The 25,010-nt window shown below is 67.1% G+C and carries 17 protein-coding genes and 1 pseudogene; 10 read left to right on the top strand and 8 right to left on the bottom strand.

Annotated features, from left to right (window positions below; all coding sequences use genetic code 11):
• Position 1: 1 nt before the first annotated feature.
• Complete coding sequence (locus ACILR9_RS31130) at positions 2 to 325, top strand: hypothetical protein (protein WP_395713870.1); 324 nt, start codon at positions 2 to 4, stop codon at positions 323 to 325.
• Positions 326 to 433: 108 nt separating this feature from the next.
• Here ACILR9_RS31130 and ACILR9_RS31125 read toward each other — a convergent pair whose 3' ends face one another.
• Complete coding sequence (locus ACILR9_RS31125; RefSeq protein ID WP_395713869.1) at positions 434 to 802, bottom strand: c-type cytochrome; 369 nt, start codon at positions 800 to 802, stop codon at positions 434 to 436.
• A gap of 2 nt (positions 803 to 804) precedes the next feature.
• Positions 805 to 1,383 (bottom strand): ferritin-like domain-containing protein, encoded by a 579-nt coding sequence (locus tag ACILR9_RS31120; protein WP_395713868.1) that lies wholly within the window; start codon positions 1,381 to 1,383, stop codon positions 805 to 807.
• A gap of 441 nt (positions 1,384 to 1,824) precedes the next feature.
• On the opposite strand from ACILR9_RS31120, the gene ACILR9_RS31115 reads away from it, so the two are divergent.
• The gene (locus ACILR9_RS31115; protein WP_395713867.1) at positions 1,825 to 3,099 is read left to right on the top strand and encodes an MFS transporter; all 1,275 of its coding nucleotides are present in this window, start codon (positions 1,825 to 1,827) and stop codon (positions 3,097 to 3,099) included.
• Here ACILR9_RS31115 and ACILR9_RS31110 read toward each other — a convergent pair.
• On the bottom strand, positions 3,014 to 3,952 hold the full coding sequence (locus tag ACILR9_RS31110; RefSeq protein ID WP_395713866.1) for a division plane positioning ATPase MipZ: 939 nt from the start codon (positions 3,950 to 3,952) through the stop codon (positions 3,014 to 3,016). The genes ACILR9_RS31115 and ACILR9_RS31110 overlap by 86 nt on opposite strands.
• The gene (locus tag ACILR9_RS31105; protein ID WP_395713865.1) at positions 3,949 to 6,060 is read right to left on the bottom strand and encodes a molybdopterin-dependent oxidoreductase; all 2,112 of its coding nucleotides are present in this window, start codon (positions 6,058 to 6,060) and stop codon (positions 3,949 to 3,951) included. Before ACILR9_RS31105 ends, ACILR9_RS31110 begins: the two co-directional genes overlap by 4 nt.
• 136 nt (positions 6,061 to 6,196) lie before the next feature.
• On the opposite strand from ACILR9_RS31105, the gene ACILR9_RS31100 reads away from it, so the two are divergent.
• Both ACILR9_RS31100 and ACILR9_RS31095 read left to right on the top strand, forming a co-directional pair.
• Positions 6,197 to 7,321 carry a hypothetical protein gene (locus tag ACILR9_RS31100; RefSeq protein WP_395713864.1) on the top strand — a complete coding sequence of 375 codons (1,125 nt, stop codon included), beginning with the start codon at positions 6,197 to 6,199 and terminating at the stop codon, positions 7,319 to 7,321.
• 1 nt (position 7,322) lies between these two features.
• Positions 7,323 to 8,972, top strand: coding sequence for an AMP-binding protein (locus tag ACILR9_RS31095; RefSeq protein WP_395713863.1), 1,650 nt, complete (start codon positions 7,323 to 7,325; stop codon positions 8,970 to 8,972).
• Between the two features lie 88 nt (positions 8,973 to 9,060).
• Here ACILR9_RS31095 and ACILR9_RS31090 read toward each other — a convergent pair whose 3' ends face one another.
• The gene (locus ACILR9_RS31090) at positions 9,061 to 10,560 is read right to left on the bottom strand and encodes a CadC-family transcriptional regulator (protein ID WP_395713862.1); all 1,500 of its coding nucleotides are present in this window, start codon (positions 10,558 to 10,560) and stop codon (positions 9,061 to 9,063) included.
• A 144-nt stretch (positions 10,561 to 10,704) separates the two neighbouring features.
• Here ACILR9_RS31090 and ACILR9_RS31085 point away from each other — a divergent pair, with 144 nt between their 5' ends.
• The 3 genes from ACILR9_RS31085 to ACILR9_RS31075 all read left to right on the top strand — a co-directional run bounded on the left by ACILR9_RS31085 (position 10,705) and on the right by ACILR9_RS31075 (position 18,928).
• A complete protein-coding gene (locus tag ACILR9_RS31085) occupies positions 10,705 to 11,874 on the top strand; it encodes a hypothetical protein (RefSeq protein WP_395713861.1) in 1,170 nt (389 codons plus the stop codon).
• 123 nt (positions 11,875 to 11,997) lie between these two features.
• Entirely contained in the window at positions 11,998 to 15,492 is a 3,495-nt protein-coding gene (locus ACILR9_RS31080) for an ATP-binding protein (protein ID WP_395713860.1), read from the top strand.
• A gap of 160 nt (positions 15,493 to 15,652) precedes the next feature.
• Positions 15,653 to 18,928, top strand: coding sequence for an AAA family ATPase (locus ACILR9_RS31075; RefSeq protein WP_395713881.1), 3,276 nt, complete (start codon positions 15,653 to 15,655; stop codon positions 18,926 to 18,928).
• Positions 18,929 to 18,963: 35 nt separating this feature from the next.
• On the opposite strand, the gene ACILR9_RS31070 is transcribed toward ACILR9_RS31075, so the two are convergent.
• A complete protein-coding gene (locus ACILR9_RS31070) occupies positions 18,964 to 19,662 on the bottom strand; it encodes a Crp/Fnr family transcriptional regulator (RefSeq protein WP_395713859.1) in 699 nt (232 codons plus the stop codon).
• A 75-nt stretch (positions 19,663 to 19,737) separates the two neighbouring features.
• Here ACILR9_RS31070 and ACILR9_RS31065 point away from each other — a divergent pair, with 75 nt between their 5' ends.
• Positions 19,738 to 20,142: a hypothetical protein gene (locus ACILR9_RS31065; RefSeq protein WP_395713858.1), complete on the top strand. Its 405-nt coding sequence runs from the start codon at positions 19,738 to 19,740 to the stop codon at positions 20,140 to 20,142.
• Between the two features lie 247 nt (positions 20,143 to 20,389).
• Here the strand turns inward: ACILR9_RS31065 and ACILR9_RS31060 are convergent, their stop codons facing one another.
• Together ACILR9_RS31060 and cyaY are read right to left on the bottom strand one after the other, a co-directional pair.
• Positions 20,390 to 22,144: an ABC transporter transmembrane domain-containing protein gene (locus ACILR9_RS31060; protein WP_395713857.1), complete on the bottom strand. Its 1,755-nt coding sequence runs from the start codon at positions 22,142 to 22,144 to the stop codon at positions 20,390 to 20,392.
• Positions 22,141 to 22,446, bottom strand: coding sequence for an iron donor protein CyaY (cyaY, locus tag ACILR9_RS31055; protein WP_395713856.1), 306 nt, complete (start codon positions 22,444 to 22,446; stop codon positions 22,141 to 22,143). Before cyaY ends, ACILR9_RS31060 begins: the two co-directional genes overlap by 4 nt.
• A gap of 141 nt (positions 22,447 to 22,587) precedes the next feature.
• On the opposite strand from cyaY, the pseudogene rpmE reads away from it, so the two are divergent.
• Together rpmE and ACILR9_RS31045 are read left to right on the top strand one after the other, a co-directional pair.
• Positions 22,588 to 22,800: pseudogene (gene rpmE, locus ACILR9_RS31050) on the top strand (50S ribosomal protein L31); the annotation flags it as partial.
• Between the two features lie 149 nt (positions 22,801 to 22,949).
• Complete coding sequence (locus ACILR9_RS31045) at positions 22,950 to 25,010, top strand: molybdopterin-dependent oxidoreductase (protein WP_395713855.1); 2,061 nt, start codon at positions 22,950 to 22,952, stop codon at positions 25,008 to 25,010.

Raw genomic sequence — 25,010 nt, 5'->3', positions numbered from 1 at the left:
GGTGAACGAGCGGCCGCCGCCGTTCGGCACCAGCCAGCGCATCCGCAACAGGGCGATCTGGGCGGTCGCCCTGTTCGCGGCCTCCCTGCCGCCGGCCGCGGTCGGCTTCGGCATCGCCCACGCGACCGAGGACCAGATCAACATCGCCACCCCACTCGCCCTGCTCTTCTGGGTGCTGGGCTTCCTGTTCGCGCTGTGGACTGCCGTCCCGACGCTGCGCTACTGGGACGGTCTGCCGCTGGCCACACGGTGGCTCGGCGCGCTGCCGCTGCTCTCGGTGTCGATGTTTCTCACCGCGGTGCTGATCGCCGGGATGGTGATGTAGCCCTCCTCCCCAGCTTCGCTGGGGAGACCCCCAGCCCGGCGGCGCGCACCACGATGCCGAGAAAATCGGGGCGGTGCCCGCCCCGATTTTCATAGGAGGAAAATGACGTCACTTCCCCGACTCTTTGCGCAGGTAGGCGATGATGTCGGCGCGATCCTCGGCGGTGGCGACGCGGAAGTTCATGCGCTGGCCGGGGATCAGGGCCTGCGGGTTGGTGAGCCAGGCGTCGAGCGTCCTCTCCTCCCACACCACCGTCGAGCCCTTGACCGCCGTCGAGTAGCTGAAGTTGGGCGCACTGCCTGCCTTGCGGCCGTAGACGCCGCGGTGTGCCGGGCCGACCCGGTTGGCATCGAGGGAATGGCAACCGCCGCAACGCGATTCGTAGAGTTCCTGGCCGTGCGCGGCGTCGGCCGCGGCGGCGTGATCCGCCTCGGCCGACAGGAGCGCCATCGCCAGAAGCGAATGGCCAAGGCGCATGATCAGGCGCCGAAGCTCAGCGCCTTGGCCGGCAGCGGCTGCTGGAGCGCGCCAGTCAGGGCCGTCCAGTGCATCACCTCGTCCTCGCCGAGCCGGGCCGAGATCTGCGCCAGCGTGCGGTCGTTGAACGACGGGATGACGCCGACATAGGCGTTGGCGGCGCCCCTCTCGAGCCTCTGCGCCAGCTTCAGCACATCGGCCTGCGTCTTGAGCGAAGCGGCGTTCAGGGCCTTCGCCACCTCGGCGTCGCTCTTGGCCATCACCGGCGTGCCGCCCATCTTGCGGATCGTGGCGACCAGAGCGTCGCGGTGCTCCTTGTGATGCGACTGGAACAACACGGCGACCTCGAGCACCGGCTTCTGCAGCAGGCCGCTCTGCGCGCCGAGCTGATAGGCGCTGATCGCCTCGTGCTCGAGCGCGAGCGCGACATTCAGGATGCCGACGTCGCTGGCCGCGCCGCCGGTATTGGCGAGCGCCACCTTCTCCTCGCCGGCCAGCAGCGCGACCGCCGAGGCCGACAACAGCGTGACGCCAGACGCGCGCAACAGGCCGCGACGGCGCAGATCGATCAAACGGGACATGAAATCCTCCGGGCGTTGGCTAGGAGCACGGCAGATCGCCTGCTCTGCCCCGCTTTACGCGCGCCGGCTTTCGGGTGGATGGCACACGCGGCCATCACGTGCAGGTGAGCCCGACGCGAGGGCGCGAACGCGAAGTCGTGAGGTGGCGATCGCGGGTGTCATTCTCCTCCCCAGCTTTGCTGGGGAGACCCCCAGCACGCCGGCGCGCACCACGATGCTGAGAAAATCGGGGCGGTGCCCGCCCCGATTTTCATAGGAGGTGTCCGCGTAATCGCGGACGGAGGGGTCGAAAGCCTCACTGAGACTCATGACCCCTCCGTCGCCGTATGACGGCGACACCTCCCCAAGCTTCGCTTAGGGAGGAGAAAGAGCGTGCGATCGCTTTGACCCTTGTGGAAGCGGTCGATAGAGTCCGCGCCGCGCGTGTCGCCAATGCAAGAGATGACTCGAAACGCCCCGACTTTCGCCACGCTGCTGCTGCGGATTTTCCTGCCGTTCGCGCTGGCTTATTTCCTGTCCTACATCTTCCGCGGCGTGAACGCGGTCATCTTTCCGTATCTCGAGCGCGACATCGGAATTACCGCGGGCGATCTCGGCCTGCTGACCTCGGCCTTCTTCCTGTTCTTCGCCGGCTGCCAGCCGGTGCTGGGCGTCATGCTCGACCGCTACGGACCGCGCAAGGTGCAGGCCGTGCTGCTGGCGGTGGCGGCGCTGGGCTCGGCGCTGTTCGGCTTGAGCCTCTCGCTCGGTGAGCTGATCCTGGCGCGCGTGCTGATCGGGCTGGGCTTCGCCGGCGGGCTGATGGCCGCGATCAAGGCGATCACGCTGTGGTACCCGCCGCATCGCTGGGGCCTGATCACCGGCTTCCACATGATGACCGGCGGGCTGGGCTCGATGGCGGCGACGCTGCCGGTTCAATGGTCGCTGTCGGTGATCACGTGGCAGGGCCTGTTCTTCTGGCTGTCCGGCTTCTGCCTCGCCACGTCGGCGATCCTGCTGATCGTCGTGCCCGAGCGCGCCACGGCGCACGGCGGCGCAACCGACTCCGGCGCAACCCTGCGCGATCAGTTCCGCATCACCGGCACGGTGCTGGCCGACGGATTCTACTGGCGCATCCAGCCCCTGCTCGCCGTGCAGCAGCTCGCCTTCATCGGCTGCATCTCGTTGTGGATCGGCCCGTGGCTGCGCGACGTCGGCTGCATCACCGACAAGGATTTGCGCGCCGACATCCAGCTCTATGCGGCGGCCGCGACGACGGTCGGCTTCGCCATGAGCGGCGTCATTGCCGGCGCTTTCCGAAGGATCGGCGTCAGCGGTTTCGGCACGGCGGGCCTGACCAGCGTGCTGTTCGCCCTGGTGTGCGGCTGGCTTGCCTTCCTGCCGTCATTCGAGCCCGTGCTCGCCTGGCTGCTGTTCGGCTTCCTGGGCGCCTGTCCGATCCAGTACATGCCGCTGATGGTGGCGGCCTTCCCCACCCACTATGCCGGACGGGTCACGACCTCGAGCAACCTGGTCGTCTTCACCGTGATCTTCGCCGGCCAATGGGCGATCGGGAAGATCGTCGACCTGTGGCCGCGCACCGCGACCGGCTATTCTCCCGACGGCTACACCTGGGCGTTCGGCGCCCTGTTCATTCTGCAGCTTGCTGGTCTTCTGTGGCTGGTTCTGTCGCGGGCACGTCCGATGGCGCGTCCGCAGCTCGCCGTGGCAGGTTGAGCGACGCCACCAGGTCGCGCACTTCCTGGCGGGCGGCGACGTGGCTCAAGGTCAGCGACGGGCCGCTGCCGCCGCGCTTGAGGTCGAGCAGGGTCAGCCCGTTCAGGAACAGCTCCTTGTAGATCACTCGCTCGCTGAGGCCCGCGGCGACGCGAAAGCCGATACGCTTGGCCAGCGCGTCGAGCACCGTGCTCATGTCGCGCTTGTTGCGCGCGGCCAGCGACGACAGGCGATTGCGCATCACCACCCAGTCGACCGGCCGGCCACCCTGCACCGCGCGCAGCTGGCGCTGCTTCCACACCGCCTCGGCATAGATCGACGGCCGCACGATCTTGAGCGTGTCGGGATCGATCCGCGCCAGCAGGTCGAGATCGATGAAGCTGTCGTTCAGCGGCGTCAGCAGCGTGTCCGCCCAGGTATGGGCGAGCCGCGACAGGTAGGTGTCGCTGCCCGGCGTGTCGATGATCGCAAAGTCCACGCTGTCGATCACCGGCTCGAGCGCCGCCTCGAAGCGACCGCGTTCATCGGCCTGTGCCTCAGCACGGTCGGCCAGGGTCGAGATCGGCACCGCGGCATGGATCGGCATCGGCAGCTCGATGCCTTTGCGCTTCGCGTAGGCGGCGCGGTTCTCGAGGTAGCGGCCGAACGTGCCTTGCCGCGCGTCGAGGTCGAAGGTGGCAACGCGCGCGCCGTCGTTCAGCAGGGCGACGGCAATGTGCAGCGCCGTCGTCGACTTGCCGGAGCCGCCCTTCTCGTTGCCGATCACCAGCACATGGGCGCGATCGGCGACCGGCGCTGCCTGTGCCTGGGTGACGCTCGGATTGGGCGCGGGCTGAAATTCCGTCATTGTCATGCAGGTTTGCGAATCCAGACAGCGGTGTCGTGGAAAACCGCCCCGCCGTTCGGCCAGCCGGGATCGGCCGAGGTCAGGGCGTTGATGCCGATCCCCGTCTCGAAGTTGCGATTGGGCCAGATGCCCTCGACGATCACCACACCGCGCTGCTGGCCGGCCTTCGGCCTGCAGTGGACGATGGTCCTGCCGCGATCGTTGCCGATCTCGAGCCGGTCGCCGTCGACGAAGCCCAGCGCCGCGCAGTCCTCGGGATTCATCATCACCGTCGGCCGCACTTCGCGCTTCTGGCTGCTCGGCGTCTCGGTGAAGGTCGAATTGAGGAAGGTGCGCGCCGGCGCCGCGACCATGCGGAACGGCTTGTCGGCCGTCGCATTCTCGATCACGTCGAAATGGTCGGGCAGCCTCGGCATTTCCTTGCCGCGCGGGCCATAGGCCGCCCAGTCGGGCTTGAAGCGGAACTTCTTGTCCGGCCATGGGAAGCCATCGAGGAAATGCGACGTCTCGAAGCCGAGATGAAAATCCTGTCCGCCTTTGCGCCAATTGGTTTCGGCATCCCACATGCCCGAGTCCCGCAGCGCCTCGTCCATGATGTCCCAGACGCTCATGTCGAAGCCGCGATGCTTTGCGCCGAGCCGCTTGGCCAGCTCTGCAATCACCCAGTGGTTCTCGCGGCATTCACCGGGCGGCTCGATGACCGCCTTGGTCACCTGGAAGAAGGTGTGGCCGCTCGCCGTGTAGAAATCGTCGTGCTCGAGGAACATCGTCGCCGGCAGCACGATATCGGCCAAGGCCGCCGTCTCGGTCAGGAACTGCTCGTGCACGCAGGTGAACAGGTCCTCGCGCCTGAACCCCTTGTGCACCAGCTCGAGCTCGGGACAGACCATCGCCGGGTTGGTGTTCTGGATCAGCATCGCCGTCACCGGCGGTCCATTCTTCAAAGCCTCGCGATCGCCGGTCAGGATCGGACCGAGGCGCGACTGGTCGAGGTCGCGGATCGACAGGTCGACCGCATCGAGCCCTTCGATCAGGGTCTTCCTGATCGGATACATGCCGGTGTGGCCGTACAGCGCCCCGCCACCCTTGACCTGCCAGGCGCCGGTGACGGCCGGCAGGCAGGTGACGGCATGCATGTTGGCGGCACCGTTGCGGCTGCGGCTGAAGCCGTGATGGCAGCGGATGAACGAGGCCTTGGTCCGCCCATAGAGCCGCGCGAAGGAGACGATCTGCTCGACCGACAGGCCGGTGATCGGCGCGGCCCACTCCGGCGGTCGCTCGGCGACGTGCGCGGCCAGCTCATCCGGGGCGTCGGTGTAGCGGCGGAGATAGTCCCAGTCGGCGAAGCCTTCCTTGAACAGGACATGCATCATCGCGACGGCGAGCGCGCCGTCGGTGCCGGGACGCACGGCGAGATGGATGTCGGCCTGGTCGGCGGTGCCGGTGCGATAGGGATCGACCACCACCAGGGTCGCGCCGCGCTTCCTGGCGCGCATGGCGTGGGTCATGACGTTGACCTGGGTATTCACCGGGTTGCCGCCCCAGATCACGACCAGGTCGGAATGCTCGTCGACCTCGCGCACATCGGCGCCGCGCTTGGCACCCACCCCGGCGATCCAGCCGGTATCGGACAGGGTCACGCAGATGGTCGAGAAGTAGCGCGAGTACTTCATGACATGGCGCAGGCGGTTGATGCCGTCGCGCTGCACCAGGCCCATCGTGCCGGCATAGTAGTACGGCCAGACCGTCTCGGTGCCGTGCCGGCGCGCCTTGGCGATGAACTGCTCGGCCACGATGTCGAGCGCGTCCGTCCAGGAGATCTCGGCGAACTGGCGCGACCCCTTGGGGCCGACCCGGCGCAGCGGCTTCATCAGCCGGTCGGGATGATGGATGCGCTCGGCGTAGCGCGCGACCTTCTCGCAGATAACGCCGGCCGTGTAGTCGTTGCGCATTGAGCCGCGCACCCGGCCGATGCGCTTGCTGTCGAGGCGTTCGACGTCGAGCGCGCAGGTGCTGGTGCAGTCGTGCGGGCACACCGAGGGTACGGTGGTTACGCCGGATTCGGCGCTCCTGGCCCGTACGCCGGGCGAGTAGGCATGGTCGTCGGGGGACACTCTATGGACGCTCCACGAGAAGTGCCGCAGCATACAGCGCACCAGACCATGGGAATACCCCGACCTGTCCACTGACCGGATCCGCCTTGCGACGCCCGAAGACGCCCGCGCCCTCGCCGTACTGTCGCCGGCAGTCGTGCCGACCGCCGCAGATGATCGCGCCGTGTTCGTGATGGAGGGGGCGAGCGGCTTGACAGCGGCGGTCGAGCTACTGCGGCGGTCCGACCACATCAGCGTCGAGCATCTCGTCGGCAGCGAGGCCGATCGCCGGACGTTGATCGGGCACGCCGAGAAGATCGCGCGCACCCTGCAGGTCGACCAGGTCCACTGGTCGGGCTATCCGGCCGGCAGGAAGCGGATCAGTCCACACCGATTCGAGGCTCTGGCCAACCTTCTGGGCGCCGAGGGCGTGCCATTGTGGCGCGACGGCACCGCCTCGCTGTCGCAGACCCTCTACGCGCGGGGGATGTGGGCAGCGCTCGCCCTGATCGTCGGCCTCGGCAGCATCTCGCTCGCCGTGTTCAGCGGCATGAAGGTCACCTGGCTGCACATCGCCCTGCCGGCGGCGCTGTGCGCGATTGGAGTGGCCTTTGCGATCTGGCAGATCGGCCTGCTCGCCCTCGCGGCACGTCGGGCCGCCGGCTGGCTCGCCTTCGGCGCCACGGCCGCGGCGGCCGTCGCCGCCTTCGTGGCGATCGGCACGCTGCTGGCCGATCGCGCCGTACCGTCCGTCGCCGAGATGTGGGCCATCTACACCGGCGACGTCGCGCTGAACGACCTTGCTGTCACCATCGACCGCGACGGCCGTACGCTTCACGTCGCCGGCTCATACGGAGTCGGCAGTGCCGAGGCCGTCCGTCGCGCCCTCGACGCGAATCCTGGGATTCGCACCGTGGTGCTCTCCGGCCCGGGCGGCCGTGCTTCCGTCGGCTTCGAGCTCTATCGCCTGTTCCAGCAGCGGCGGTTGGCGACGCGGGTCGACGGTGCGTGCGCCTCGGCCTGCACCATCGCCTTCCTCGGCGGCGTCGACCGTAGTGTTTCGCCGGGCGGACGTCTCGGCTTCCATCGCGCCAGCTTTCCCGGCATGAGCGACGACGACATGCACGAGAGCAACAGGGACCTGCGACGCTTCATGATCTACGGCGCCAAGGTGACACCGGAGTTCGTCGACCGCGTGTTCGATACGGCGCCCGACTCGATCTGGGTGCCGACGCCGCAGGAGCTGGTGGCCGGTCGCGTGGTCACCCGAGTGGTGCGCTGATATGATCCCGCGCGGTGTTCCCTACGACGAGGCGATGCGGCTGTTTCGCTGGCCGCGTCCCGAACGGTTCAACATCGGCCGCGCCGTATGCGAACGGCATCCCTCCGAAGCGCTGGCCCTGATCGTCGAGAATGCCGACGGCAGCGTGCGGAACTGGACGTTCGGCCAATTGCTCGCCGCCAGCTCGCGCCTCGCCAACGCCTTGAAGGCTAAGGGCGTCGCCCAAGGCGATCGGGTTGGCGTCTTCCTCAGCCAGGGCGCCGAGCTGACGATCTGCCATCTCGCCGGCTACCGCATGGGCGCCGTCGTGCTGCCGCTCTTTACCCTGTTCGGCGAGGAGGCTCTCGAATACCGACTGTCGAACGCCGAGGCGTCGGCACTGATAACCGACATGTCGCAGTTGCCCAAGGTGCTCGCGGTACGCGACCGGCTGCCGCATCTCAAGACGCTGATCGTGATCGGCGCCGGCGCCAACGGGGCGGCCTTCTTCGACTGGGACCGCGTGCTGGCCGCTGCCTCCGACAGGTTCGCGACCGTCGACACGCTGGCCGAGGATCCTGCCCTGCTGATCTACACATCGGGGACCACGGGCCAGCCCAAGGGGGCGCTGCACGCCCATCGCATGATGCTGGGCTCCGTGCCGCCGGTCGAGCAGTGGCTGGGCCACTGGCCGCGCGGCAATGAGGTCATGTGGACGCCGGCCGAATGGGCGTGGATCGCCGGCCTCTACGATGCCCTGTTCCCCGCCTGGTACTACGCCACGCCGGTGGTGGCGCATCGCTTCGCCAAGTTCGATCCGGAGCGCGCCTTTGCGCTGCTGGAGAAGCACAAGGTCGGCGTCGGCTTCGTCCCGCCGACGGCGCTCAAGATGATGCGCCAGGTTGCGCGGCCGCGCGAGCGCTGGCGCTACGACCTGCGCGCCATCGCGACCGGCGGCGAGGCGATGGGGGAGGAGTTGCTCGACTGGGGCCGTGCAACCTTCGGCACCACCATCTCCGAAGGCTACGGCCAGACCGAGATGAACCTGATGCTGCTGAACTCGCCCGACTGGTTCGAGGTCCGACCCGGCTCCTGCGGCCGCGCCTGTCCCGGCCGCAGGGTCGCCATCGTCGATGGCAGCGGCACCGTGCTGCCGCCCGGCGAGGAAGGCCAGATCGCGGGCTGGCGGCACGATCCGATCGTCATGCTGGAATACTGGCGCAATCCCGAGGCGACGGCGGCCAAGTTCGCCGGCGACTGGCTGCTGACCGGCGATCTCGGCCGCATCGACGAGCAGGGCTATGTGTTCTTCAAGAGCCGCGACGACGACGTGATCACCTCGGGCGGCTACCGCATCGGCCCGGGCGAGATCGAGGAATGCCTGATGCGGCATCCCGCCGTCGCCATGGTGGGCGTGGTCGGCGTGCCCGACCCGGTGCGCACCGAGATCGTCAAGGCGTTCGTCCAGCTCCGTCCCGAGATGGCTGCCACCGAGTCCTTGAAGACTGACCTGGCGAACTTCGTGAAGACGCGGCTGGCTGCCCACGAATATCCGCGCGAGGTCGAGTTCGTGAGCGAGCTGCCGCTGACAACGACCGGCAAGATCATGCGCCGCGAGCTGCGGCGGATGCATGCCGAGAAGGCCAAACCCGCTGTCGGTGAACGAGCATGACCAGAACTGGTCACGATCGCCGAGGGTCGGCCGTTCGCCGAGGCCTGGTCGGGGACGTTGTCCTGGCGAGCCGTTTCGCGCGAACCGGTCATTCGGGAATCCTGGCGCGACGCAAGGCCTCGAACACCGGCGCGAGCTTCTCGGGCGCGCTGATCGGATAGCGGCGAAGCAGTCGTCCAATGGAGTAGCCAGGCTCGAGGACGAGCACCCGTCTCGTCGCGTCGCGCGCCTCGTCGAGGCGGCCGATCGCAGCCGCGCTGGAAGCAAGCGCGACCCAACCCGGGAGATAGTTCGGATTGTGCTGCACGGCGCGGCGGGCCCATTCGCAGGCGGTCGCCGAGTCGCCCTCGACATGATGAGCGAGCGCCAGCGCCTGATAGATCGCGTAGTTGCGCGAATCACGCGGGCTGAGGCGCCGTGCCCGATCGAGATGCTCGATGGCCGTGCGCGTCTGGCCGGCGCGGACCCGCACCACGCCGCTCGGCAGCAAGGCGTGAACGAGGTTCGGCGCTATCTCGATCGCCTCGTCGATGTAGGCGATTCCTTTCGCGAGGTCGTGCTCGAACCAGGCGAAGCATTGTCCGGCCGTGGCAAGCATCAGCGGATCGCGCCGGTCGGCGCCAAGGCCGGCCTCCACGAGTGCGAGAGCTTCGGCAACCTGCTTCTTCTTCTCCTCCTCCTCGGCGATCCAACCCTGGATCAGACGCTGGATGTAGGTGCGTGCGGCGAGCGCATAGGCCGGGGCGAACGACGGATCGAGCGCGATAGCGCGGCGACAGGCCTGGAGCATGGTGTCGACCGAGCTGGGGGTGAAGGTATCGGTCTGGGCCAGGCTGCGCAGATAGAAATCGTATGCGCCCATGTGCTCCGGTCGCTTGCGGCGCACGCGCTCGATCTCGGCGTGCTGTACGGCGTGGTCGAGGACGCCGACCACGGCCTCGGCAATGCGGTCCTGCACCTCGAACAGGTCCTCGACCGGCATGTCGAACCTGTCGGCCCAGACGTAACCGCCCGTGGTCGCGTCGACGAGCTGGGCGGTACAGCGAAGCTGGCCGCCCGCCCGCCGCATGCTGCCCTCCAGAACGTATCGGACCCCGAGCTCGCAGCCGATCTGCTTGATGCCGGCCGTTCGTCCCCGGTAGGCGAAGCTCGAGCTGCGCGAGATGACGAACAGGGACTTGAATCGCGACAGCGCATTGATGATGTCCTCGACGACGCCGTCGGCGAAATACTCCTGCTCCGGATCGCCGCTCAGGTTGCTGAAGGGCAGTACGGCGATCGACGGCCGATCTGGAAGGGCGAGGACGGATGTCTCGGCTGAAGGAATCGTCGGCCCGCCGGCGATGCCCAGCCTGGCGGCAAAGGCGGCGCTGTCGAGCTCCCAGTCGAAACGGCTGAAGCCGGGCCGGTGTCGCGCGACCGCTTCGGTCAACAGGGAGAGATTGTGATCGGTCGGCGTCTGGACGCCGGAGGCCCACCGACTGACGACCGACTTGTCGATGCCGATGGCCTGTGCAACTCGCCCGCGGCTCAGGTTGAAGACCTTCAGGACCAGGCCGAACTTGAGTGCAAAATCCGGCGCCGCCATGCCGGTCCTTTCCCATCGAGCAGGTCGAAGGATCGCCCGATCCGGCAGCCCGCGCAACATTTCGCAACCCCTCGGTGCCCGCCGCACCTGCCGGTGCAGGCCTTCGGCTGCGACTGTTCCGGGCACCTCGGGAAGGAGGGCGACATGCGGAACGGGCAGAACCTGCTGGCCAACGTCGAGGAGATCGCAAGGGGCTTCGCCGCAGACCGCCAGGTGCGCCAGCAGCGACGCGCGCTCGACCCTGCCGACGTCGTCGCTCTCAAGGAGGCCGGCCTGCATCTCGCAGCGGTGCCCGAGGAGCATGGCGGCTGGTGGCAGGGCCGGCAGCGCTCGCTGCGCACTCATTGCCAGGCGCTGCGCCTCCTCGCACGGGGCGATGCCTCCGTGGCTCTCGTCGCCACCATGCACCCGTCGGTCCTCTCTTTCTGGCGCGATCCCGATCCGCCCGCCCGAGGGCAAGCCGCTTGGGAGGCGCAGAAGCGCCAGGTCTTCGGCACGGTCGTCGACGGGGCATGGTGGGGTACCATCACCTCGGAGCCCGGCACGGGCGGCGATATCTCGCGCAGCCGGGCGGCGGCGATCCCGGACGGCGACGGCGTCCACGCCTTCCGTATCTCCGGCGAGAAGCATTTCGGCAGCGGCTCGGGCGGCACCACGCACATGGTGACAACCGCGCGCCGGCCGGGCGCCGACGCGCCGGAATGGTTCTTCATCGAGGTTGCCGGAACGCCGTGGGACGGCACGACCGGCATGGCCTTGAAGGCCGCCTGGGATGGCCACGGCATGGCCGCCACCAACAGCCACGCCTTCACCTTCACCGACTATCCCGCCACTCGAATGGCCTGGCCCGGAACCTGGCGCGAGGTGATGGAGGGCGCCGGCGGCTCCGGCACGCTCGCCAACGTGGCGCCGTTCGTCGGCATCGTCGATGCAGCCATGCGCCATATGCGCGAGGAGTTCGCGCGCCGTGGCCTCGAGCCCAAGGACTTCCGGCCCTTCGAGCGGATCGAATGGGCAACGGCCCATCGCGAGACGTGGCTGCTCTACCAGGCCTACGACGGGGCACTGGCCGCGGTCGAACGGAAGGGCCGCGCGCGTCACGAAGCGGCGCTTGCCGAGGCAAGCATCGCGGTGCTGGCGGAATCGATCCTGACCAGGCTCTGCCGCATCGCCGGCGGCGGCGCCTACTCCCGCCACTCCCCGCTGGGCTTCTGGTTCGAGGACGTGCGCGCGCTGGGCTTTCTCCGCCCGCCTTGGGCGCTCGCCGCCGACGCACTGTTCGCGTTCAGCACCGAGGCCGAGCCGGGTCTATGATTGCGGCAGCGAGGAGCAGCCGGAACGACCGGATGCCGAATGTCCACGCGCGGCAACTGACCAGACGACTTCAGCGCGATACAGTCCTCTCGCCCCTATATCCTGCCGTCACCGCCCACGTCGATGTGCCGGACATGGCCTTTCAGCCGCGGGCGTCCCGCCCGCTCATGCTCATTCTTTTGCGGATCGCGGACGAGGTCGCGATGGCGGCCGACATCGGTGGGAGCAGAAAGAGCGCGACGGCCCGCAGCGCTCTGGTACAATAACTCGCTGACAGTAACGCGAGGCGGTCAGCCGGAAAGAGCTGTCAGATCAGCTTCTTTGGGGGCGTCTTTGCTCGCAGTCTCCTGTGCTCAATGCGGTCAACAGCTGCCTCCCGCAGCCAAGTTCTGCATGGAGTGCGGGCGGCCGACAGGCCGGGCCCAGGATGCGCCGGCACCAATTGGCCCGCCCCCTGTCTACACGCCGCAACACCTGGCGCAGAAGATCCTGGGTTCGAAGGCTGCCCTCGAAGGCGAACGCAAGCAGGTGACGGTGCTGTTCGCCGACCTCAAGGGCTCGACGGAGCTGTTGGGCGACCGCGATCCCGAGGAGGCGCGCGACCTTCTCCATCCGGTCCTCGACCTCATGATGGAGGCTGTCCACCACTACGAGGGAACCGTCAACCAGACCGCGGGAGACGGCATCATGGCGCTGTTCGGAGCACCCCTCGCTCATGAGGACCATGCGGTGCGTGCCTGCTTCGCGGCGCTGCGCATGCAAGAGCGGGTGAAGCGCCACGCCGAAGGAGTATTCAATGCTCACGGCGTGAACCTGCAGATCCGCGTCGGACTGAATTCCGGCGAGGTCGTCGTCGGCACCATCCGCAGCGACCTCCGCATGGACTACACGGCCGTGGGGCGAACCACCCACCTCGCGGCGCGCATGGAGCAGCTCGCAAGCCCGGGCAGCATCCTGCTCACGCCGTCCACGCTGCAGCTTGCCGAAGGCCTGGTCCGGACCAGGTCACTGGGCCCTGTTCCGGTCAAAGGGCTTGCCGAGCCCCTGGAAGTCCACGAACTGACCGGTACTGGCCCTGCGCGCACCCGGTTCCAGGCAGTCGTCCGTCGCACGTTGACGCCGTTCGTCGGCCGCGATGCCGAGCTCGAACAGCTTCGCCGGGCGCAAAGATCGGCTCTCGACGGCTACGGTCAAGTCGTGGCGCTGGTTGCTGAAGCCGGCGCGGGCAAGTCACGCCTGGTCTACGAACTCACCCGCTCGCTGAGCCGCGAGGGCTTGCTGGTGATCGAGTGCGGTGCTGTCTCGTACGGCAAGGCGATGAGCTGGCTGCCTGTCGTCGGCCTTCTCAGGAGCTATTTCGAGATCGAGGAGGACCGCGACGACCGCCAAGCGATCCGCGACAAGGTGACGACCAGGCTGCTCGCACTCGACCACGCGCTGGTGCCGGGCTTGTCGGCCTTGCTGACACTGCTCGACGTGCCAGTGAAGGACGACGCGGGGCAAGCGCTCGACCCCGGCGAGCGACGCCGGCTTACGCTCGACGCCGTGCGCCGCCTGCTGCTCACCGCCACGCGCGAACGGCCCGCCGTCGTGATCTTCGAAGACCTGCACTGGATCGACCGCGAGACACAGGCGCTGCTCGACGAGCTTGTCGAAAGCCTCGAGTCCACACACGCGCTACTGCTCGTTACCTGCCGGCCCGAATACCAGCATGGCTGGAGCAGCAAGCCCCACTACAGCGAGGTGCGGCTCGACGATCTCTCCGAACAATGCGCCGGCGAGCTGCTGGATGCGCTGCTCGGCCACGATCGCGCACTTCGTCCTCTCAAGCAGCGCCTCGCCAAGCTTGGCAATCCGTTCTTCCTCGAGGAAGCGATCCGGACACTGGTGGAGACGAAGGTGCTGGAGGGGCCGCGAGGCCAGTATCGATTGACGCGGCCGGTCGAGGCCATCCAGGTCCCGGCAACTGTGCAGGCAACGCTGGCGGCCCGTATCGACCGCCTCCCCGCGGAGGAAAAGCACCTGCTGCAGGTCGCTTCGGTCGTCGGCACGGAGGTGCCCGTCGGCTTGCTTCGGGCAGTCACCGAGCTGGGGACCGAGACTCTCCAGGAGAGGCTGGCCCATCTGCACGGCGCCGAGTTCCTCGATGAATCCAGATCGCCTCAGGCTCTCGAATACACGTTCAGGCACACACTGACGCACGACGTCGCCTACGGCAGTCTCCTGCATGAGCGACGCCGCGAGCTACACGCTCAGATCGTCGAGGCGATCGAGACCCTCCACCGAGACGGCCTGGACCAGCACGTCGAGCGGCTCGCCCATCACGCCGTGCGAGGTGAGCTGCGCGAGAAAGCGGTGTCGTATCTTTTCCGGGCCGGACGCAAGGCTCAAAGACAGTCGGCGCCTCACAGCGCCGCCGATTGCTATGAACAGGCGCTTCTCCTGCTCGAAGCCTTGCCGGAAAGCCAGTTCAAGCTGGAGCGAAGTCTGGATATTCGAATCCGTCTGCGGGGTGTCCTGATCGGTCTCGGTGAAACGCGGAAGGCGCTTCAGCGTCTGAGCGAGGTCGAAGCCGTTGCCGACAAACTCGACGATGAACGCAGACGGGCACGTTTTTGGGTGGCGTTGGCAACCCTCAAGTGCTTGCGTGCTGATCTCGACGACGCACTCGGCAATGCCAAGGGCGCCCTAGCGATCGCCGAACGTATCGGGGATTCGACCCTATGCATTCAGTCCAGGATCGCCCTGGAACAGATCCGCTTTTACCGCGGCGACTATCGGCAAGTCGTCGAACTCGCCTCCATCATCCTGGCAGCAAAGCCGCACGACGAATCGTTTCACTATAGCTCCAACTACCGCGGCCCGACGATCGCCCACCATTACCTCACCCTGAGTCTGATCCAACTCGGTCGATTCTCCGAGGCGGCCACCCACGTCAAGGAGTTGTTCAGGCTCGCCGGACCGACACACGGGCGCGCCACAGGGCTGGCACAGTTGTCGGAGGCGATGCGTCTTCTTTCCATGGGCGACTGGGCACACGCCGGGCCGGTCATCGAACAGTCGATCGAAGCCTTTCGACGGAGCAACAACTTCCTTACCCTTACCCATGCCGTTCCCATGTCGGCGTGGACTTTCGCTCAACTTGGCGAGACCAGCGAGGCGTCGCGCCGCGTTCAAGAAGGTGAAACCCTCCTGGAACAACACACGGCCGATGGCACGATAGCTCAGTATGGGATGGACTACGTCAGGCTGGGCCATGCCGTTCTTCGGATGAGTCGGCTCGACGATGCCAAGAGGTTCGCGAGCCGCGCTATCGAGCTCGCGCCCTCACATCCAGGCCCTGCCGCGCACGTCCAAAGCCTGCTCGGCGACATCGCAATGCACCGTGACCGCTTTGACGCCGGCACGGGCGAGCTTCACTATCGCAAGGCACTCGCACTTGCCGAGCCGCGCGGCATGCGCCCCCTAGTCGCCCATTGTCACTTCGGCCTCGGCAAGATGCATCAGCGCCTGGGAAAGCGAGAGCAAGCCGACGAGCACTTCACAGCCGCAATGATGCTCTACCGGGAGATGGGCATGCCGTTCTGGCTGGAGCAGGTCGAGGCCGGGAAGCGGTAGCCGACGTGGTGGCGAATTCCGCGCCAGTACGTACGCGCAGGTCAGGTCATTACGCTATGCTATGCTGGCCTCAATGCCGGCGGCACGTCGTGTGAGACGGTGAACTGGAAAGAGCTGTCAGGTCAGCTCGTTGGGGGCGCCCTTGCTCGCAAACTCCTGTGTGCGTTGCGGTCAGCAGCTTCCTCCTGGAGCCAAGTTCTGCATGGAGTGCGGGCGGCCGACAGGCAGGGCCCAGGATGCACGGCCACCAATTGGCCCACCTCCCATCTCGACGCCGCAACACCTGGCGCAGAAGATTCTGAGCTCGAAGGCTGCCCTCGAAGGCGAACGCAAGCAGGTGACGGTGCTGTTCGCCGATCTCAAGGGCTCGACGGAGCTGTTGGCCGACCGCGATCCCGAGGAGGCGCGCGACCTTCTCCACCCGGTCCTCGACCTCATGATGGAGGCTGTCCACCACTACGAGGGAACCGTCAACCAGACCGCGGGAGACGGGATCATGGCCCTGTTCGGGGCTCCTCTCGCTCACGAGGACCATGCCGTGCGTGCCTGCTTCGCGGCGCTGCGCATGCAAGAACGGGTTAAGCGCCACGCCGAGGGCGTATTCAATGCTTATGGCGTGAACCTCCAAATCCGCGTCGGACTGAATTCCGGCGAGGTCGTCGTCGGCACCATCCGCAGCGATCTCCGCATGGACTACACAGCCGTGGGGCGAACCACGCATCTGGCGGCGCGCATGGAGCAGCTCGCAAGCCCGGGCAGCACCCTGCTCACGCCGTCCACGCTGCAGCTTGCCGAAGGCCTGGTCCGGACTAGGTCACTGGGCCCCGTGCCGATCAAAGGGCTTGCCGAACCCCTCGAAGTCCACGAACTGACCGGTACTGGCCCTGCGCGCACCCGGTTCCAGGCAGTCGTTCGTCGCACGCTGACGCCGTTCGTCGGCCGCGATGTCGAGCTCGAACAGCTTCGCCTGGCGCAAAGATCGGCTCTCGACGGCTACGGTCAAGTCGTGGCGCTGGTTGCTGAAGCCGGCGCGGGCAAGTCACGCCTGGTCTATGAACTCACCCACGCGCTCGACCGCGAGGGCTGGCTGGTGCTCGAGGGCGGTGCGGTCTCGTACGGCACGGCGATGAGTTGGCTGCCTGTCATCGGCCTCCTCAGGTGCTATTTCGAGATCGGGGACCGGGACGACCTTCAAGCCGTCCGTGACAAGGTGACGGCCAGGCTGGTCGCCCTCGATCGTGCGCTGGAGCCGGGCTTGCCGGCTTTGCTGACCCTGCTCGACGTACCGGTGAAAGAGGACGCCTGGCAAGCGCTCGACCCCGGCGAGCGACGCCGGCGTACGCTCGACACCGTGCGCAGCCTGCTGCTGGCCGCCGCGCGCGTGCAGCCTTGTGTCGTGATCTTCGAGGACCTGCACTGGATCGACGGCGAGACGCAGGCGCTGCTCGACGATCTGATCGAAAGCCTGACGTCGGCGCGCACCCTGCTGCTCGTCACCTACCGGCCCGAATACCAGCATGGCTGGAATGTCAAGCCCCACTACGGCGAGATGCGGCTCGATGCGCTGTCTCCCGAAAGAGCCGGACAGTTGCTGGATGCGCTTCTTGGCGCCGATCTCGCGCTCGACCCCCTCAAGCAGCGCCTCGCCAGGCTTGCCAACCCGTTCTTCCTCGAGGAGGCGGTCCGGACACTGGTGGAGACGAAAACACTGGGGGGTCCGCGAGGCCAATATCGGTTGACGCGTCCGGTCGAGGCGATCCAGGTCCCGGCCACGGTGCAGGCGACACTGGCGGCCCGTATCGACCGCCTTCCCGCGGAGGAAAAGCACCTGCTGCAGGTCGCTTCGGTCGTCGGAATGGACGTGCCCTTCGCAGTGCTTCAAGCGGTCGCCGAGCTGCCGGACGAGACTCTGCGCAGGGGACTAGCCCATCTGCAGGGCGCCGAGTTCCTCTATGAATCCCGACTGCCTCCGGCTCTCGAGCATACGTTCAAGCATGCACTCACGCACGACGTCGCATACGGCAGTCTTCTGCACGAGCGCCGCCGCGAACTCCACGCGCGGATCGTCGGGACGATCGAGACACTGCACCAGGATCGCCTGGGCGAGCACACGGAGCGACTGGCACATCACGCCCTCCGGGGGGGATTGCGCGAGAAGGCCGTGTCGTATCTCATCCTGGCTGGAGGCAAGGCGGCAGTAAATTCGGCACCTCGCAACGCTCTGAATTGGTATGAGCAAGCATTGGCGGTGTTGAAGCAGCTGCCGGATAGCCAGGACAAGCTGCAGCGGAGCTTCGACATATACATTCAGATGCGCGGTGCATGGAGCGGTATCGGTGAGACACGCAAGGCGCTTCAATGCCTGCGGGAGGTCGAAATACTCGCTGAAGCGCTTCACGATGAACGCAGACGTTGTCGGGCCCTCGCAGAATTGACAGTCATGAACTGTTACTTTGGTGAGCTTGGCGAAGCTCTTGCCAATGGCGTGCGTGCATTGGCGATCGCCGAGCGAACCGGGGATGCGGATCTAGGCGCCATAGCGCGGGTCCACCTCAGGCGGGTGCATTGGTATCGAGGTGAGTACGAGCGAGCCGTCGAGATCACCATAGGAACTCTCACAGATATGCCAACAGGGGTAGGGACTTCTGTCGGCCTGAGACCTGCGTGGGATCACCTGGTATCTACGGTGGATCAATACTTGCTGGTCAGGAGCCTTGCCGAGCTCGGTCGATTCGCCGACGCAGCTCATCACGTTGACAACGCCTTTCGGCGCGCCACGACGAAGCACACTGCGCTTGCAATGGGCATGGCCCACCACGCTGCGGGTTGGCTCTTCCTGGCCAAGGGAGACTGGGTGCAGGCTCGCTCGTTCGTCGAGCGTGGGATGGCAGAGCACCGCAAAGGGAACGTGCTCATTTCCCTTCCCCACACGGTCGCCTCGTTGGCTTGGATCCTCGCTGAGGTCGACGAGGCGAAGGACGCCCTGAACCTTCTGCAAGAGGGCGAGGAGCTCCTGGAGGGTAGGCTGGCAGATGGATCCTTAGACCAGGCCGGAATGGACTATCATTGGCTGGCGCGCGCTGCTTTGGTCCTTGGCAGGGTCGACGATGCGCAGAGGCTGACCGACTGCTCGCTGAGATACTCCCCATCGCACCCAGGGTTCGCCGCCCACGCACTGCGATTGCTCGGCGACATCGCAAGCCATCCAGACCGGCTCAATGCCGAACGCGGTGAGGACTGCTACCGCAAGGCGCTGGCGCTTGGAGAACCGCGTGGCATGCGGCCCCTGGTTGCCCATTGCCACTTCGGCCTTGGCAGGCTCCATCAGCGAACAGGCATGCGGCGGAAGGCCCACGATCACCTCACCACCGCCACCACAATGTACCGCGAGATAGATATGCGCTCCTATCTGGAGAAGGCGGAAGCGGTGATTTGATCGACACAAACTCGGGAGCAGAACCTCAGAGTTGCTCAGCTGCCGCATCGCTTCTGCGCGGGGACCTCGCCGGTTTCCGCGATTCGACGTATGGCACCGGCATCGAGCAGGACGATCCGACCACGCGCCAACGTCACGTAGTGGCAGTCGCGCCACAACGCCAACTGCCTGTTAACCACCTCGCGCGACACCCCGAGAATGCGCGACAGCTCGTCCTGGGAAACCGCGATGGAGGTCCCGGCCGCGCCCGCGTCGGCGAGGGCGACGAGCGTCTTGGCCAGACGCTGGGGAGTGCTGAGAAGCGTCACGTCGGCAAGCGCGCCTGTGCCGCGGCGCACCAACGTCGACAGGTGCACGGCCAACCGCAGTACCAGCTCCGGATGTCTGTACAGAAACGGCAGGAAGATGTGGCGAGCGATGAAAAGGACGGTCGACGCGTCGCGGGCGGTGACCGTTGTCGAGCGAACGCCGCCGTCCAGCAGCGCCATCTCGCCGAACAGTGCACCGGGCATCAACATCGTCAGGATCATCTCGCGACCCTCCGCCGTCTCGAAGGAAACGCTCAGCCGGCCAGTGAGTAGCCCATAGAGTCCATCGGCCGTGTCACCCTGACGGATGACGACTTCGCCCGCCGTAAAACTCTTCATGACGCAATAGCGTGACAGCTCACGAACCTGGTCCGTGGGCATGTCACAGAGGAGTGGGCTCCCGCGGAAGAGGTCCTGCGGTTTCATCGTTTCATCCAAGATAGGGTTCGGCACCACCGGTCAATGTGAGGATCATCACACGCCCACGCTGAAACGCTTGGAATGCATGGCAAGAAAGCACGCCGCCGTGTGATGGTCCTCTCAATGCGGCGGCGCGACAAGGGTCATTGTTTTCCTGTCGATCATCCCGATCGAAAAGGAGAGCATCTCATGATTGCTATCGTTGTCCGAACCGCTTCCGCGACCATGATGGCACTGGCGGTTGCGCTTGCAGCGTCATCGGTGACCGCGCAAAGCGGCACCGGACAGGCGTGCGGTCCAGCCGTGTGGTCCACCGCCGACCAGAAGCACGTCACCGTTCCGTGCACCGCTCCGACGCCGAAGGTCGAGCCCGGCAAGGCGGCCTGCGGCGTGCCGACATGGTCCACTGCCGACCAGCGTCACACGGTCTTGCCATGCACCGACTCGTCTGGCCCCACTGAGCGTGCGGCTCATATCGGAGAGTGACGAGACGGCCTCACGTGGACCGCGGGCCTCCCGTCCGCTCATGATCATGGCCGGGAGCGCGCCACTTCAGGCGGAGTAATCTCCGCCGACGTGGCGCTCTTCTCGTTCTCCCTCCCCAGTTTCGCTGGGGAGGTGTCGGCGTCTTCGCCGACGGAGGGGTCAAGGGCACCCGAGGGGTTGCTCATGACCCCTCCGTCCGCGATGACGCGGACACCTCCCCAAGCGAAGCTTGGGGAGGGGAATGAATTCACTCCGCCGCAGCGGCGTGGGTGAACTGCAGCTCGGCGAGGCGGGCGTAGAGGCCGCCGCGGCGGACGAGGTCGGCGTGGCGGCCGACATCGACGACGCGGCCCTGGTCGATGACGACGATCCGGTCGGCCTTCTGCACGGTCGCCAGGCGATGGGCGATCACCAGGGTCGTGCGGTGATGCATCAGCCGATCGAGCGCCTGCTGGACCGCCAGCTCGCTCTCGGCATCGAGCGCGCTGGTCGCCTCGTCGAGCAACAGGATGGCGGGATTGCACAACAGCGCCCGCGCGATGGCGATGCGCTGGCGCTGGCCACCCGAGAGGCGCACGCCGCGCGTGCCGAGATCGGTGGCGAAGCCCTGCGGCATCGCCTCGATGAAGGCTAGCGCCGAGGCCGCCTCGGCGGCGGCGCGCACCTCGGCATCTGACGCGTCGGGGCGGCCATAGCGGATGTTGTCGGCCACCGAGGCGGTGAACAGCACCGGCTCCTGCGGCACGATGGCGAGGGCGCGGCGCAGGTCGGCGAAGCGCAGGTCGCGCACGTCGATGCCGTCGACGCGAACGACGCCTGCTTCCGGATCGTAGAAGCGCAGCAGCAGGTTGAACACGGTGGTCTTGCCGGCGCCGGAGGGACCGACGATGGCCACCGTCTCGCCGGGCGCCACGCTGAGATCGAAATGATCGAGCGCCAGCGCCTCGGGGCGCGTCGGATAGCGGAAGCAGACGCCCTCGAACTGGACGCTGCCCTGCACGCCTTGGGGCAGCGCCTTGGGCGTCGTCGTCTCGACGATGACGGGCGGCTCGGCCTGCAGCTCGGCCAGGCGCTCGGCCGCGCCGGCGGCGCGCTGCAGGTCGCCGATGGTCTCGCTGATCGCGCCGCCCGAGCTCGCCACCAGGACGGCATAGAAGATGAAAGCCGACAGGTCGCCGGCGCTGATGTGTCCCTCGAGAACGTCGTGCCCGCCGATCCACAGCAGGAAGCCCACCGCCGAGAAGACGATGAAGATCACCAGGGTGGTCATGACGGCGCGCCGCACGATGCGCTGGCGGGCCGCGTCGAAGGCGCGCTCGGTGGCTTGGCCGAACCGCCGCGATGCGTTCTCCTCCTGGGCGAAGGCCTGCACGGTGCGCACGGAGTCGAGCGTCTCGGCGCCTTCCGACACCATGTCGGCCATGCGCGCCTGCGCCTCGCGCGACAGCGCCCGGACCTTGCGCCCGAACAGGATGATCGGCGCCACCACCAGCGGCACCATGGCGAGCACCAGCAGGGCAAGCTTGGGATTGGTCACCACCAGCATCACCACGCCGCCGACGCACATCAGCGTGTTGCGCAGCGCCACCGAGGCCGACGAACCGATCACCTGCTCGATCAGCTGGGCATCGGCCGAGATCCGGCTCATGACGTCGCCCGAGCGCTTGATCTCGAACCACGCCGGCCCGAGCCGCACCACGTGGGCGAACAGGTCGCGCCGCAGATCGCCGACCACGCGCTCGCCGAGCCACGACACGAGGTAGAAGCGCGCGCCCGACGCGAACGCCAGCACCACCGCGACGACCAGCAGCGAGGCCAGGGCATAGTTCAGGATGTCGGGCCGGCCGTCGGCAAAGCCGCGGTCGATCAGCGCCCGCAGGCAGGCGCCGAAAGCCAGCACCGTGCCGGCAGCAACCAGCAGCGACACCAGGGCGAGCGCCACCTTGCCGCGATAAGGCCGCAGATAGGGTCCCAGCAGGGCGAGGCCGCCGAAGCGGTTCATTGCGGCCGCCAGGCCAGGGAAAGCCCCAGCTCGCTCGACAGCAGAGTCAGAAGATCCTCCCCGCCCCGCGTGTCCTGCCAACGCCCGCTGGCCGCATCGAACGCATAGTGCCGGGCACCGCTCTGCGGCGAGCTCAGCCAGATCTGCTTGGTGGGTGCATGTTTGTTGACGAGCCACGTCCCGTCGTCGCCCTCGACGGTCAGGACGCCACCCTGCCGCTCGGCATCGGTGTGGGCCCCGATCGTCTCCTCGAGGGTCTCGAGCAGGCTGTCGGCCAAGCTTTCGAAGGCGCTGTCGTCCATGGTTTGGGCCGGTCTACAGGCCCCTTAGGCTGGCGACAACCGGGATGTGATGGGCTTGTCCTCAGGAGATGGGGCCTGTATACCCCCGGCCCTGTTGCGCCGGCCGGTCGGAAATCGGCCCTGAAGCGCTGGAGAATTGGCATGAAAGAGAAGATCCATCCCGACTACCACAAGATCACCGTGGTGATGACCGACGGGACGTCCTTCGAGACCAAGTCGACCTGGGGCAAGGAAGGCGCCTCGCTGCGCCTCGACATCGATCCCAAGACCCACCCGGCGTGGACCGGCGTGCGCCAGACCATCGACCGTGGTGGCCGCGTCCAGCGCTTCAAGGACCGCTTCGGCATGACGGGCAGCGCGGGAACGGCCGCCATCGGCGCCGGCACCAAGGCGACGGGCGCCAAGCCGGAAGCGACGCCAGCTAAGGGCGCGGCCAAGAAGAAGTAAGGCCGAGCTTTTCTAAGGGCTCTGCTACACTGCGCCCTCTTATGGGAGGTGACGTGGTGAAATCCGTTCGAGTCGTCTGCGCGCACGACTGCCCCGACATGTGCTCGCTCATCGCGCATGTCGAGGACGGCAAGGTCGTCCGTGTGCAGGGGGATCCCGATCACCCCTACACGGCAGGTTTTGCCTGCGGCAAGGTCAACCGCGACGCCGATCTGGTGAATTCGCCGGAGCGCATCCGGACCCCGTTGCGCCGCGTCGGCGCCAAAGGCTCCGGCCAGTTCGAGGCGATCGGCTGGGACGAGGCGCTGGACGAGATCGCAACAAAGTGGAAGGCGATCATCGCCGAAAGCGGTCCGCTGGCGCTGCTCGGCTATGCCTACTCCGCGCACCAGGGCCTGATGAACCGCGGCCTGGTCAACGGGCTGTTCCATGCCCTCGGCAGCTCGCGCCTACAGGCCGGCACCGTGTGCGATACCTGCTGCGAGGCCTCGTGGGACGTCACGGTCGGCCCGGTCGGCGGCGCCGATCCGGAGTCGGTGGTGCACTCCGACCTGGTGATTGCCTGGGGTGCCGATCTGGCGGCGACCAACGTGCATTTCTGGGCGCTGGCCGAGGAGCAGAGGAAGAAGCGCGGCGTGCCGGTCGTGGTGATCGACCCGCGCCGCACCCGCAGCGCCCGCGCCGCCGACCTCTATCTGCCCATCCGGATCGGCACCGATGCCGCGCTGGCGCTCGGCATCATGCACATCCTGGTGCGCGACAAGCTCGCTGACCGCGCCTACATCGCCAGCAAGACCTTGGGCTTCGACAAGGTCGAATGCGACATCCTGCCGAAATTCCCGCCGGCCCGGGTCGCCGAGATCACCGGCCTCGCCGTGCAGGACATCGAGAAGCTGGCGGGACTGTATGGGCGCGCCAAGGCGGCCCTGATCCGCCTCGGCGAAGGCATGACCCGCCTCGCCCAGGGCGGTCAGGCGTTGCGCGCCGTCACCCTGCTGCCGGGCGTCAGCGGCCACTATGCCGTCAAGGGCGGCGGCGCCCTCCTCCTGACAGCCGCGTCGTGCGACCTGAACTACGCGGCGGTGCGCAAGCCGTCCGGTCCGGCCGCGACGCGACTGGTCAATCATCTGCGCCTCGGCGAAGCGCTGCTGACGATGAACGATCCGCCGCTGCGCGCGCTCTACATCTCGGCCAACAATCCGGCGGTGACCTGCCCTGAGGTGCACAAGGTGCAGAAGGGCCTGGCGCGTGAGGATTTGTTCACGGTCGTGCACGACCCTTTCCTGACCGATACCGCGCGCTGGGCCGACATCGTCCTGCCGGCCACCAGCTACCTGGAGACCGACGATCTCTATCGCGCCTATGGCGCCTATTGGATGCAGTGGGGTCAGCAGGCCGCCAAGCCCTACGGCGAAGCGCGGTCGAACTTCGACGTCGCGCAGGCGCTGGCCGAGCGCATGGGATTGACCGACAAGATCTTCACCCTGGCGCCGCAGCAGGCCGCCGAGGAAATGTTCAAGGGCGCGACCGGTCCGGCCGCCGCCGCCGACCGCGGCAAGCTGTTTGCCGGCGATCCGATCCATATCGCCCACGACTGGGACGGCCAGCCGTTCGCCACGCCGTCGGGCAAGCTCGAGTTCTACTCCGAGCAGCTCGCCAGCCAGGGCGTGTCGCCGGTGCCCGATTGGGAGCCCGATCCGATCGAGGTGGCGGATGCCGCACGCTGGCCGATGCGGCTCCTGACCGCGCCCGGCTACTTCCAGGCCCACACCGCCTTCTCGGGTGTCGGCTTCCTGCGCAACCGCGAGGGCAAGCCGTTCTGCGTGCTGCATCCTGACGATGCGAAGAAGCGCGGGCTGGCGGATGGCGCCGCCGTGCGCCTGTTCAACGACCGCGGCGAGATCGGCCTGCTGCTGCGCGTGAGCGACGAGATCCAGCCCGGCGTCATCCTGGTGCCCGGGCAGCGGCCGACCAGCGAAGCGGTGTCCGGCACCATCAACATGCTGTGCTCCGACCGCTACACCGACATGGGCGAAGGCGCGACCTACCAGAGCACGTGGCTCGATGTCGGGCCGTGGACTGGCCCGGGGACCGGCGCGCAGCAGGCCGCGGAATAA

This window comes from Reyranella sp. (genome assembly GCF_044224635.1).
In the GTDB taxonomy this organism is placed as follows: Bacteria; Pseudomonadota; Alphaproteobacteria; order Reyranellales; family Reyranellaceae; genus Reyranella.
This window is presented reverse-complemented; position numbering and strand designations above follow the sequence as displayed.